At 72.7% G+C, this 12259-nt stretch carries 9 protein-coding genes; 8 read left to right on the forward strand and 1 reads right to left on the reverse strand.

The window, feature by feature from the left end:
- The first annotated feature begins 33 nt into the window (after nucleotides 1-33).
- Together IG02_RS0123485 and IG02_RS43065 are read left to right on the forward strand one after the other, a co-directional pair.
- Complete coding sequence (locus IG02_RS0123485; protein ID WP_051765577.1) at nucleotides 34-1452, forward strand: alginate lyase family protein; 1419 nt, start codon at nucleotides 34-36, stop codon at nucleotides 1450-1452.
- 116 nt (nucleotides 1453-1568) lie between these two features.
- Nucleotides 1569-4427 carry a hypothetical protein gene (locus IG02_RS43065; protein WP_234314875.1) on the forward strand — a complete coding sequence of 953 codons (2859 nt, stop codon included), beginning with the start codon at nucleotides 1569-1571 and terminating at the stop codon, nucleotides 4425-4427.
- A gap of 2 nt (nucleotides 4428-4429) precedes the next feature.
- On the opposite strand, the gene IG02_RS0123495 is transcribed toward IG02_RS43065, so the two are convergent.
- On the reverse strand, nucleotides 4430-5101 hold the full coding sequence (locus IG02_RS0123495) for a flavoprotein (protein WP_078854742.1): 672 nt from the start codon (nucleotides 5099-5101) through the stop codon (nucleotides 4430-4432).
- 542 nt (nucleotides 5102-5643) lie between these two features.
- Here IG02_RS0123495 and IG02_RS37960 point away from each other — a divergent pair.
- The 6 genes from IG02_RS37960 (at nucleotide 5644) to IG02_RS0123525 (ending at nucleotide 12230) form a co-directional block, all read left to right on the forward strand.
- Nucleotides 5644-6633, forward strand: a complete 990-nt coding sequence (locus tag IG02_RS37960; protein WP_051765579.1) for an AbfB domain-containing protein — start codon at nucleotides 5644-5646, stop codon at nucleotides 6631-6633.
- Between the two features lie 9 nt (nucleotides 6634-6642).
- Nucleotides 6643-8169 carry an FG-GAP-like repeat-containing protein gene (locus tag IG02_RS0123505; RefSeq protein WP_051765581.1) on the forward strand — a complete coding sequence of 509 codons (1527 nt, stop codon included), beginning with the start codon at nucleotides 6643-6645 and terminating at the stop codon, nucleotides 8167-8169.
- Between the two features lie 683 nt (nucleotides 8170-8852).
- The gene (locus IG02_RS0123510) at nucleotides 8853-9350 is read left to right on the forward strand and encodes a hypothetical protein (protein ID WP_078854745.1); all 498 of its coding nucleotides are present in this window, start codon (nucleotides 8853-8855) and stop codon (nucleotides 9348-9350) included.
- Nucleotides 9351-9444: 94 nt separating this feature from the next.
- The gene (locus tag IG02_RS0123515) at nucleotides 9445-10116 is read left to right on the forward strand and encodes a hypothetical protein (RefSeq protein WP_030751552.1); all 672 of its coding nucleotides are present in this window, start codon (nucleotides 9445-9447) and stop codon (nucleotides 10114-10116) included.
- Nucleotides 10117-10203: 87 nt separating this feature from the next.
- On the forward strand, nucleotides 10204-11508 hold the full coding sequence (locus IG02_RS0123520; protein WP_030751555.1) for an MAB_1171c family putative transporter: 1305 nt from the start codon (nucleotides 10204-10206) through the stop codon (nucleotides 11506-11508).
- 116 nt (nucleotides 11509-11624) lie between these two features.
- Nucleotides 11625-12230 carry a hypothetical protein gene (locus IG02_RS0123525; RefSeq protein ID WP_234314886.1) on the forward strand — a complete coding sequence of 202 codons (606 nt, stop codon included), beginning with the start codon at nucleotides 11625-11627 and terminating at the stop codon, nucleotides 12228-12230.
- The last annotated feature ends 29 nt before the right edge of the window (nucleotides 12231-12259 follow it).

Here is a 12259-nt window from a genome sequence, read left to right on the forward strand (position 1 = left end):
AATACCGTTCACATACTTGATGGGAGCGCGGAAATGAGCGACATCTCCCCCCGCTTACGGCGGCGTTCCCTCGCCGCTCTGCTGACAGCCGTCACGGTCACGCTGGGCGGCCTCGTCGGACCGGCCGTCTCCCCCTCGACCGCCTCCGCCTCCCCTTCCACCTCCGCCTCCTCCGCCTTCGCCTCTGCCTCTGGCTCCTCCGGAACCACTGCTGCCGCTTCCGCGACCACCGGCGTCACCGGCATCGCCACCCCCGCGACCGTCGTCATCGACGGGCAGCGCATGCGCCAGGCCCGGCTCGCGCTCGCGAGCGGCCGTCCCGACCCCGCCCTCCGTACCGCCCTCGAGGCCCTCACCGCACGCGCCGACTCCTGGCTCGGCCAGGGCCCGTGGACCGTCACCGACAAACCCGCGCCCGCCCCGAGCGGCGACCCGCACGACTACCTCAGCCAGGCGCCCTACTGGTGGCCCTCGCAGCCGCAGTCCGAGGACAACCCCCGGGGCTGCCCGTACATCCAACGCGACGGCGAGCGCAACCCCGAGGTCGACACCGGGACCGACCGCCCCGACCTGGGCAAGGTCGTGAACTCGGCCACGACGCTCAGCCTGGCCTGGTACTACACCGGGCGCGCGCGGTACGCGCGGGAGGCCGCCGAGATCCTGCGGACCTGGTTCGTCGCGCCCGCGACACGGATGAACCCGAACCTGAACCACGGGCAGTTCATCCCCTGCAAGTACGACGGCCGGGCCATCGGCATCATCGACTTCTCGCAGCAGTACACCAGCGTCCTCGACGCGCTCGCGGTCCTCGACACCGGCGCGCCCGGCTGGACGAGGGCGGACCGGGCCGGCATGCGCGCCTGGAACGAGGACTTCCTCGACTGGCTGGTCGGCTCCCCCTTCGGCAAGGAGGAGTCGGCCGCCGACAACAACCACGGCACCTTCATGGACATGCAGGTCGCCGCCCTCGCCCTGGCCACCGGCGACCGCCGGCTCGCCCGTACGACGGTGCTCGCCGCCCGGGCGAAGCGGATCGACGCGCAGATCGCCGCCGACGGCAGCCAGCCCCAGGAGCTCGAACGCACGCGCAGCTGGCACTACTCGACCTTCGACCTCGTCGCGTACGCGCGCCTCGCAGCCGTCGGACAGCACGTCGGTGTCGATCTCTGGACGTATCAAGGGCCGGAGGGACAGGGCCTGTTCAAGGCCGTCCGCTATCTGCTCCCGGCCGCGACCGGAAAGAGCCCCTGGCCCCACCCGGAGCTGGACTTCCGCCGGTACGCGGCGAGCGACACCGTGCGGGCGGCGGCCGACGCGGGCGACCGCGCGGCCCGCGCCGCCGTACCGCACCTCGAGGCACCGCCCGGCGGCGACCTGTGGCCGCTCAGGCCGGCCGCGGAACAACTGGACTCGATAGCGGAACAGCAGCCGGGCCCGACGGCCGGCCGATGAGCCTTGATCGCACCGCCGTTGAGGAGCGGCGGGGGCCATGTGGCGATCGGGCGAGGGATCCGTAAGGCTGTTCCCCCGGTCCGAACGGACCTGTGACGGAGGGGAGCGCGGACGTCATGCCGCTCAACTGGAAAGCCCGGAGCGCCGGTGAACACCGGCCGGGGAAGAGAAACCGACGAAGACGTGTCACGGCAGCGCGCGTCCCCGCGGCGCTGACCTGCGCGGCCCTCTCCGTGCTCACCGTCCTGTCGGCCCTGTCCGCCCCGTCGGTGGCGGGGGCGGCGCCGGCCGGAGCCGCTCCCGGTCGCACCGCCGAGCGGCCGGGCGCCACGCCGGACCGCCTCACCGACCGCCTCACCGACCGGGGAACAGTCGCCCGCCTCGCCACCGGTGAGCGACTGGAGCTGACGGGAAGGGACGCGGCGGGCACGAGCGGCGCGCCGTCGCGGGCGCGCCACCTCCGTATCGACCCCGCGCCGAACCGCGCCGCGCCCGGGCGCTACGCGTACACCGTGGCGGACGGCGAGCTGAGCGTACGGCCGGTGGCCCGTCGTACGGCCGTGGCGCCCACCCGCATGCCCCTCCCCGGCAGGGAAGCACGCGCGACGGCGGCACGCACCGCCGACGCCGGCACGTACCCCGTCACGCTGACGATCACGCACGCCGACGTCACGACCAAGACGTTCACGCTCTGGGACCGGGCGACCTGGACCCCGTACCCCGTGAACAGTGACGCGAGCGGTCCCGCCTCGACCGTCGAGCTGCCTCCCGGCGACTACTTCGCCGTGGCCCTGCACAGCGATCCGGGGCAGCCGAGCTACCTCCTGGCCCGTACGTTCCAGGTCACCGACGCCGGGCTCACGGTGGCCTTCGACCAGCGGGCGGCCAAGGAGACGGCCGTCACCGTGTCGGACGACGCCACGGCCGTCCGGCGCGGCTCGGCGGTGTGGATCTCCGTACCGGGCGGGGACCTGGCCGGGTTCGCCGGACAGGGCGCCGACAAGGTCTACGCGACGCCGTTCTCCGTGCCCGGGGCCGCGCTGCGCGTGCACGACGTCCTGGTCAAGAAGGGCACGTCGGCGTCCGTGCCGAGTCCGTACCGCTACGACCTGACGCACGCCTTCACGGACACGGTCCCCGCCGCGCCGGTCGCGCGGGTGCGCACCGCGCAGCTCGCGAAGACGGTCACAACCGTACGGGCGCCCAAGGCGGGGGTCGGCGCGGCGCTGCTCTCCGTACCGGAGACGGGGCAGTGGACGGGGGTCTACCTGGACGCGCCGGTGCGCGCCGGCGGTACGGTCACCGAGTACGTCACGCCGGGCGTCACCTACGGGCGGATGCTCCAGTACGGCACGTACGAACACGCGCTGACGCTGCCGGACCGGACCCTGCCCACGCCGTCGGCCGCCGCCTCTCCCGGGGCGGCGAACGCGGCCGCGGCGAACGCCTCGGCGCGCGAGACCTTCGGCGCGGCACCGTTCCAGCCCGGCCCGGACCAGAGCGGCGGATCGACGCGGCAGGGCGGCAAGCTGTCCCTGTACGAGCCGGGGACGTTCACCGACGCCGCCGGCAACGCGGGCGGCGACGAGCGCTCCCGGGCGTCGTACCGGCTCAGCCACCAGGGGAACACGATCGTCCGGGCGGACGGGCTGAAGCCCGCCCAGGGGGTGTCGGCCTCCGTGCCGGCGGGCTCCCGGACCTACGAACTCGAGCACACCGTCACCCGCAAGGTGCCCTACGCGCGGCTGTCCACCCTGGTGCGCAGCGAATGGAGCTTCGCCTCGCAGGACACGAGCGCCCGCGTGCCGCTGCCGCTGATCGGCGTCGGGATGACGGTGTCGGGACTCGACGCGCGCAACACGGCGGGGACGGATCCCGTGACGGTCACGGCGCGGGCGGTCACGCGCGCCTCGCAGGCCGGGGAGACGGTGACGGGGATCGCGTACTCGACGGACGACGGCGGCCGGTGGACGGACCTGCCGTTGACCCGCACGCCGTTGACCGACTCCTCGACGCGTCCGGGAACGGGGGCCCCGGGGGCGGGCCCCGGGGCCGGTGCGAGTGCCGGGGCCTCCCGCATGTCCGTCGCCGGTCCAGGGGCCGGGGCCGGGACCGCGTCCAGGGCCGGGACCGCGTCCGCGCGCCTGCCGGTTCCGACGACCGCGTCCTTCGTCTCACTGCGCGTCACGGCCGTCAACGACGAGGGCGGGAGCGTACGGCGTACGGTCCTGCGCGCCTTCGCCGGGCCGGCGACGCAGGGGGACGAGACGGTCGGCGGGACCCGGATCTCCGGTGTGACGGTCAACGGGGGCAAGCCCGTCGTGTTCACGGCGACCGGCGAGCGGGAGTTCACGGCCCGCTTCACCGCCACGGACCCGGCCGGGGTCGCGGACGGCGACCTGTACCTGTACCACGGTCCACCGGACACGCCCGACGGTGTCCTCCTCGCCACGCGCCCGGCCACCTGCACCCCGGTGACCGCCACCACCTCCACCTGCGAGGCGGCCTTCGCGTACGTCGATCCCCGGCTCACCCTCGGCAGGAACGCGCTCGCGGGCGCCTGGAAGGCCGCCGTCTGGGCCCGGTCGAACGACGGGAGCGGCCTGGCCGACCTGCGCGCGGCGAGCACCGTCCAGCTCCAGCGCCACTCCCGGCTCACCGTGAACGCCGCGCCCGAGCCCGTGCGCAAGGGCGGCACGCTCACCGTCACCGGCGGACTGAGCCGGGCGGACTGGGAGGGCGCCGCCGCCCCCGACGGCGCTTACCAGGGCTACGCGGGCCAACCCGTCAAGCTCCAGTTCCGCGCGGCGACGGCGACGGCGTACGCCACGGTCAAGACGGTCGAGACGGGCGGCACCGGCGAGCTGAGGACCACGGTCAAGGCGACGGCGGACGGCTACTGGCGCCTCGTCTTCGCGGGTACGCCGACGACTCCGGCGGTCACAACGGCGGGCGACTTCGTCGATGTGACATAACGTCAGAAAACTGTGGGCGGCGGCGCTTTCCCAGTTTCCGGTGCGGAGTCCGCCGGGCCCGTGGAGCCCGGCGGACCGAGCAGTTCCAGGGCCTCCTCCCACCGGAACCGGTCGCCGCCACAGCCCTCCTCGGGCCGGTCGGGCCCGTGCCCGCCGATCAGGACGCCCATCGCGCTCAGCCGGTCGATGCTCCGCCGGTACGCGGGATGGGCGGCCTGGGCCGCGTTCAGGCACGGCAGCACCGCGATGGGCACCCCCATCCCGTACGCCTCGCACAGCACACCCAGGGCAAGGGTGTCGGAGATCCCCGCCGCCCACTTGTTGACGGTGTTGAACGTGGCCGGGGCGACGGCGATCGCGTCCGGATCCGGCAACGGCCGCGGCTCCCCGGGCAGCCGCCACTCGGACCGGACCGGATACCCGGTCCGCTCCTCGACCGCCTCCCGGTCGATGAAACCGAGCGCGAGCGGAGTCGCCACGACCCCGACCTCCCACCCGCGCTCCCGCGCGGCCCCGATCAACTCCTCCACGCCCCCGGCGATCCCGGACGCGCAGACGACGACATAGAGGAAGGGGGCACGAGGAGCGGCCGGGGAGGCGTCGGGCTCCACGGTCGTACGGGCGGTGGCGGACTCGTCGGTCACGCGGGCGGCTCCGGGGTGTGAGTCGGACATGGGCCGGAACGGACGGGCCGGCAGGGCGGAATCGTACGACGCCCGTGCGCGAGGGCCGTGCGCGAGGGCCGTGAGCCGCCCCGGGGCACGGGGCTGAGTGACCACGAGGCGAGCGACCACGGGTCCGGGAGTCCACGGGTCCGCGAGTCCGCGAGTCCGCGAAGATCCTCGTTCGCGAGTGTCGAATCCTTTACTTGAGGGTCACGTGGTCCACTAGTCTTTCACTCGTCACAACACCGGCCTGTCGAACGGTAGTTGGCCGTCCCTTGCCGTCCGCGTGTTCGTGACCCCCCGTCCCCCTTTTTTGCTTTGTGTCGAAGCAGATCACCAGAGCAGATCACAGGTCTCAGATACCGCACAGCGGCACCCGTGTGTCCCCTGTGCCGGGAATCGACGCTGGAGGCAAGCTGCGCATGCCGGATTCGAGCGGTGCCGACCCCACTCGGCGCTCACAGAAAGGCCCCGCCGGCGGGGTGTCGAGGCGTATCGCGGTGCCGCTGAGGTGGCCCCGGCCGGACATCGCTCCGTTACGGCATCCGCGGGTGCGCAGCGGCCCGAAGGACTCCGACCTGCGGCTGTTCGAGGGGACCGGGGCGGCTCGGGGAGCGGCGGGTACGGCGAGCGGCGGGTACGGGGCCGGGAGCGAGGGTGCCGGTGAGGGCCGGCGGTGGAGGGCTCTGCCGCAGGGCCGGCTCGTGGTGAACACCCTGCTCGTCGGTGTGGTCGCGGTCGCCTGCGGGGTCGGGCTCGTGATGCTCGCCGGACCGTCGGAGCGGCGCGTCGAACGGGCCGCCTCGCCCGGCACGGACCTCGGCACGGCACCCCAGCTGCCCGGCTTCGCCGCCGGCACGGCGGACGACATACCGGGCGATGTCACCGAGCAGCCCCGGACACCGCCGACCGACGCGAGCGAATCCGCCTCCGCCTCCGGCCGCTCCACCGACAAGCCGCCCGCCGCGTCGTCGACATCGGGGTCCCCGTCCGACAAGCCCGCCGGGCAGGGCGACGGCGGCACGGGAAAGAACCCGGGAGAGGGCCCGGGACGCGACAACGGCGAGAACACCGGCGGGGACACGGGCCACGGCGCGGGCGCGGCACCGCACCACCCCGGCGCCCCGGCGGCCCCCGCCACCCGCGAACGCGCCATGCAGGCCGTCAACTACCCCGACCGCTACTGGCACGTCCGCAACGGCGTCGGCCTCCTCGAACAGGTCGACCGCCGCTCGGCGCTCATCACCGTCACCGACGGCCTGGCGGGATCCGGCTGCTACTCCTTCTCCCTCGGCGACGGCCGGTACCTGCGCCACCGCGACTTCCGGCTCCGCGCCGACACCGACGACGGCAGTTCGCTCTTCAAGAAGGACGCGACCTTCTGTTCCAAGCCCGGTGTGTACGACGGCAGTGTGATGTTCGAGTCGTACAACTACCCCGGCCGTTTCATCCGCCACCGCGACTTCCGGCTGCGGCTCGAACGGTATGAGCACAACGGCCTCTATCTGACGGACGCGTCCTTCCGGATGCTCAAGGGATAAGGAGTCCCCGTGCGCAGAACGTTCGCCGTGGTGGCCGCGCTCGGCGCGGTGTGCGCGGCGCCGGTGCCCGCCGCCGCGTCGCCCACCCCGGCCGCACCACCCGCCACGGCCTCGGCCCCCGCCGTGGCCGCCCCACCCGCCATGGCCGCGGCCCCGTACCGCGGCGCCAACACGCCCGCCGTACAGGACGACTTCAACGGCGACGGCCACCGCGACCTCGCCATCGGCGCACCGGACGCGGCCAACGGAAAGGTGGAGGGGGCGGGCGCGGTCGTCGTGCTGTACGGGTCGGCCTCCGGAGTGAGCGCCGGGCGGCGCGTCGTCCTCACCCAGGCGACCGCCGGAATCCCCGGTGAGCCGGAGCGGAACGACCGCTTCGGCGGGTCCACGGCCACCGCCGACCTCGACCGGGACGGCTACGCGGACCTGCTGGTCGGCGTCCGGGACGAGACTGTCGGCAGCCTGCGCGGCCGGGGCGCGGTCACCGTCGTCTGGGGCGGACCGAAGGGGCTCACCGGCGGCGCGGGCATCAGCCCGCCGTCCGGTCACGGGGAGGGCCACGCCCCGGGCTGCCGTTTCGGTATGTCGCTGGCGGCCGGTGACATGACGGGCGACGGCGCGCCCGAGGTGGGCATCGCGTCGAACTGCGGCGGAGCCGACTACACCGGTCCGTTCACCCGGGCCGGACGTCCCGCCGCCGTCCGGCGGGTGCCGCAGCTCGGCACCACCCGCGGAGTGGTCATGGGCGACGTGAACGGTGACGGGAGGGCCGAACGCTTCTGGCTGCCCGGCCCGACCAGCGGCGACGTCCGGGGGCCCGTACGGTTCGACACCGGCGCGCAGAGCCTGGTGCCGTTGGATCTCGCGGACGGGTACACGGGCCGGATCGGGGACGTCGACGGTGACGGCTACGGCGACCTCGTGACCGGGATCCCCGACGACGAGTACCTCAGCGGCGAGAAGGGCGCGGCCCACCGCGGCGGGGAGATCCAGGTGCTGTACGGCAGCGCGCAGGGCATCCCGGCGACCCAGCGCCCGAAGGTGTTCCACCAGGACTCGTCGGGCGTGCCGGGCGGCGGCGAGAACGGTGACCAGTTCGGCTTCTCGCTGAGCGTGGGTGACGTCAACGGCGACGGGTACGCCGATGTGCTGACCGGCGCGCCGGCCGAGGCGATCGGCGACCGCTCCGCGGCCGGCGCCGCCACCCTGCTGCGCGGCTCGGCGGCCGGCCTCACCGGCGCCGGGTCCGTGGCGTACAACCAGGACACGGTCGGCGTTCCCGGTGCGGCCGAGGCGCTGGACTCCTTCGGTGAGTCCGTCCACCTCACGGATCTCAACAAGGACGGCAAGGCCGAGACCGTCGTCGGGGTGCCCGGCGAGAACACCGACGGCTGCGTGTGGATCGCGCGCGGCGCGGCCGGCGGGCCGGTGGCCGAGGGGTCCGTCAACATCTGCGGCAAGAGCGCCGGGGTGAGCGTGTCGGGGATACAAGCGAGGTTCGGAGCGGACGTGGGCGGGGCCCGTACGACCTTCTGACGGCGGGCCTCGGGCGCGTGTGGGCCACCGACAAGATCCAGCCGTTTTCGGCCCCCGGCCCATGGCCCCGAAGCGGGCCGCGGCCGTCGCGCGGCGCGTCACCGCCCGTCCGCCGGCCGGCACCGCCCACCCGAACGCCACCGGCCTGACCGCGCCTGCGGCGGGCCGAGTGGTGGACGCACGGCGAGCCCGACGCCGCGCCCCGACGTCGCCTTCCGCCACCCGGACCGTGCTTATGCCGGTCTCCGTGAAAACTATTCGGCCGGTCCGCTGTCATAGGACCCCCGCGAGGGGTCATAATAGAGACGTAGCCCTTCGTGCATCCCCCGTCGCGAAGGGCTACACCTATGCGCCGACCACGTCGGCACCGCGCCGGAACCCCCCTTACCCGGCGCGCGCACCGCGCACCGCGCACGACGACGATCCACACGGGCAGGGAACTCCCCTCGTGGTTCCCTGCCCGTGTTTTTTCGAGTTAACAGTGACGTAGAGTGTTTACGCAAGTCCGTTCCAGGGTGTGGTACGGGAAACTCCGTATACGTCTGGTAAAGAACGGTCCCGCCGACCGATTCGGTTACAGTACGGGCCCGTTGACCGAAATCGAACGTCACACAGCGCCCCATGAGCGAGCGGCGGCGGATGGAACCATGTGACGTATGTGACGTGTGAGCGTGGGGGCCCGGATGGACAACGGCGAGGAACACATGCCGGAGCTGACAACGTTGCGGCAGAAGGTCGAGTACATGGTCGAGAAGACCTTCCCGGGCCAGAAGATCTCCGGACGCGTCTTCGCCGACCTCGTCAAGGAACGGGGCGGGTCGCTCTCGCACAGCTATTTCTCCAACATCCTCGCCGGCAAGGTCACGCACCCGTCGGAGGACATCCTGCGCGCGCTCGGGCTGGGCTTCGGTGTCGACTGGCGCTTCTTCAAGGAGGAGTCCGAGGTCGTCGACGAGGTGGTGGCCGGGCTCCAGTTCCTCGCGAAGCGGCGTACGGGGGAGATCAGCGGGGTGGCCGGGCGCGGCCTCGACGACGACGGCCTGCCCCCTGAACTGCTCGAATTCGCGCTCTCACTGCTGGCCGACAGCAAGGAGGGCACCAACGGCGGGACCGGCCCGACCACGGGTCACGGCACGGAGGGCGGCGGGGGCCGGGCGCCGGACGGGGAACCGGGGCCGTAGCGCACGCGTGTTCACGGCCACTGGCTAGAATCTCCTGGCCGCACGTCATGTACACGCGATGACGATCGAACGATCAGAGGTCTCAGAGGTCTCCATGTCCATGCGCGAGCTGCGAAAAGAATGCGAAGCCGGGCTGGCCGACCTACCCATACCCGCTCCGTTCAGCATCCCGGCTCTGGTGGCGAACATGGAAGCGGCCCGTGGCCGCACGATTTCGCTGCACGAACTCCCCGACCGGCTGGCCCGAGTCAACGCCGCCTGCGGACTGCGCCTGAAGGCCGGTGACACCAGCTTCGTGCTCTACCGGCGCCGCCCGACCGCGTACCAGACGCAGCACGTCATCCTGCACGAGTTGTGCCACGAGTGGTTCGACCACGGCACGACCCTGGACGCGGACCAGTTGCGGAGGCTGCTGCCCGTCTTCGACACCTCACTGATCACGCGGGTGCTCTCGACGGACGGCACAGGCGGCACGGACGATACGAGCGACACAGGCGGTACGCGCGGCATCGATGGCACGCGCGGTGCGGCCCACGGATCGCCCGACGGCTTCTCGCCCGCCGTCGCCGAGGCCCTCCGCTCGGGCGGCCCGATCCAGGCCCGCGCGCAGTACGACACCCACGACGAACGGGTAGCCGAATTCGGTGCCTCGCTCATCGCGCGCATGGCCACGGACGTGACGAGCGACGACATGATGGGCCGCCTCGCGAACTCGCTCTCGCGCCCCGTGGCACACAGGCGGCGGCGCTTCTTCCGACGGCCGTGACACGTTCGTAAGTTCTACGTAAGCTCCTCGCGTACGGCCTGTACCCGTCCACCCGTACCCCCTCCGCAGACGCCCCGAGGACCCCGTGTGAGCCCGCTCGACCTTGCCGGATATCTCATAGCCGGCGTGATGACAGCCGTAGCCCTGTGGCGTATGCCGGCGGCTCTGTGGGGCGACGAGGAGGACAAACGGCGGCGCGCGCTGTGGGGGTGCTACGCCGGGTTCGCCATCGCCCTGTGGACGAAGACGCAGATCGTGCGCATCGGGCTCAACAACAGTCCGGTCACCGACCTCTCGGTACTGATCAAGCACTACACGGCGACCATCGCCATCCTGGCGATCCTCAGCTACATCGTCGCGATCTACGGGCACTACCCGGAGGGCGGGGACGTCCCGCGCCACGTACGGTTCGCCCGGCTCGTCCAGCAGGTGGCGACGAAGGCGTCGGCCGCCACGCTGATCCTGCTGACCGTGCTGTTCTTCACGGTGGTCGACCGGTCCGTACCGTCGGACCGGTTCGTCTCCGACCACGCGGGCCAGTGGGGCGCGACGCTCTACATGAGCGTCTTCTACCTCTACTTGGGCGCCGCCTCCGCCGTCTGCGCATACCAGTGGGCCCTGGCCACGGCGGGCGCCGCCCACCGCCACCTGCGGGTGGGCCTCGGCATGATGACCTTCGCCATGTTCATCGGAGTCGGTTACACGGTCAGCCGGACCCTCTTCATGTGGGTCAGCGTCGTCGACCAGCCGGGAGCGGACTTCGCGCGGACCTTCGACGAGGTCACCGAGGCCGCCCAGGTCGTGCTGTTCGCGTTCTTCGCGCTGGGCGCGTCCATCCCGGCCTTCCACAAGGGCTGGCGGCGCGCGAAACTGTGGCGGGCCCAGGTGGCGCTGCATCCGCTCTGGTACGAGCTGATGACGGCCTTCCCCGACCAGCCCTTCGAACCACCCGTCTCGCTGCGGCGGGAGCTGACCCGCTTCGACACGCCCGCCGATCTCCGGGTGGACCGCTGGGCGGCCGACATCGCGGACGCGGTGGAGAAACTGCGCCACTACGTGCCGGACGGCCTGCTCGCCGGGGCGAAGGAGGCGGCGGCCGGGGACACACCCGACGCGGCGAAGGCGGGACCGCTCGCCGAGGCGTACTGGATCAGCGCGGCCCTCGCCGCCAAGGCGGGCGGCGCGGCGGCGGGCAAGGCGGCCGCCGTCGAACAGCAGCACGCCATGGACCAGGAGGGCGAGGTCGCCTGGCTGGTACGGGTGGCGACCGCGTACCGGACGATCACCCCGGAGCGGAGGCGGCGGCTCCTGGACGGCATGGGGCTCCCGAGCGCGGCGGAGGGGCCCGCGGGCACGGAGCGGACGGCGGCGACGACGGAGCGGACGGCGTGAGCGGTACGACGACGGGGCACGGCGCGGACGGCAGCCGTACGGCGGGCGCGGGCAAAGCCGACGAGATCAACACGGCCAACGAGACCAACGAGACCAACGAGACCAACGTGGCCGAGATGGCCGACATGGCCACCCGCCGGGGCCGGAGCGATCGCGTCACCTCACTCGCCCGCGCGGTCACCGAGGTCTTCCAGCCGCGCAACCTGCTGCTGGTCGGCATGGTCGGCATCGGACTGGCGGCGGCCGGCGACTGGACCGGCCTGCCGTGGGGTCTCCTCGCGGCCCTGTGCGCGGGCATCGTCCCGGCGAGCTACATCGAGTGGGAGCGCAAGCGCGGCACCTGGGGCGACCGGCACGTCGTCGACCGCACCAAGCGCGCGCCGATCTTCTTCGTCATCCTCGGCTCGACAGGCGCCGGTTCGGCGGTGATGGTCCTCGGCGGCGCGCCCACCGGCATCCTGGTCACGATGCTCTCCCTGTGGGGGATGACGATCGGCCTGCTGTCCGTCAACACCGTGTGGAAGATCTCGGTGGACGCGGCGGTCGCCTCCGCGGTCGTGGCGCAGCTCGCGGTGGTCCACTCCCCCTGGTGGCTGCTCGCCTACGCGTTGACCGTCGCGGTGTGCTGGTCCCGGGTGGCGCTGCGGTACCACACCACGGGGCAGACGATCGCGGGGGCGGCGCTCGGCGCGGCGACGACGGCGGCGTTCCTGTTCGTCTGACCGGATCACGTCCGGCCGGGCCCCGGCAC

The sequence above is a fragment of the Streptomyces sp. NRRL F-5135 genome (genome assembly GCF_000719775.1).
Taxonomy (GTDB): Bacteria; Actinomycetota; Actinomycetes; order Streptomycetales; family Streptomycetaceae; genus Streptomyces; species Streptomyces hebeiensis.

Excerpts from the sequence above, each read along its gene's own strand:
- IG02_RS0123485 (WP_051765577.1), top strand. The coding sequence starts at position 34 with ATGAGCGACATCTCCCCCCGCTTACGGCGGCGTTCCCTCGCCGCTCTG.
- IG02_RS43065 (WP_234314875.1), top strand. The coding sequence starts at position 1,569 with ATGCCGCTCAACTGGAAAGCCCGGAGCGCCGGTGAACACCGGCCGGGG.
- IG02_RS0123495 (WP_078854742.1), bottom strand. The coding sequence starts at position 5,101 with ATGTCCGACTCACACCCCGGAGCCGCCCGCGTGACCGACGAGTCCGCC.
- IG02_RS0123510 (WP_078854745.1), top strand. The coding sequence starts at position 8,853 with ATGGACAACGGCGAGGAACACATGCCGGAGCTGACAACGTTGCGGCAG.
- IG02_RS0123515 (WP_030751552.1), top strand. The coding sequence starts at position 9,445 with ATGTCCATGCGCGAGCTGCGAAAAGAATGCGAAGCCGGGCTGGCCGAC.
- IG02_RS0123525 (WP_234314886.1), top strand. The coding sequence starts at position 11,625 with ATGGCCGACATGGCCACCCGCCGGGGCCGGAGCGATCGCGTCACCTCA.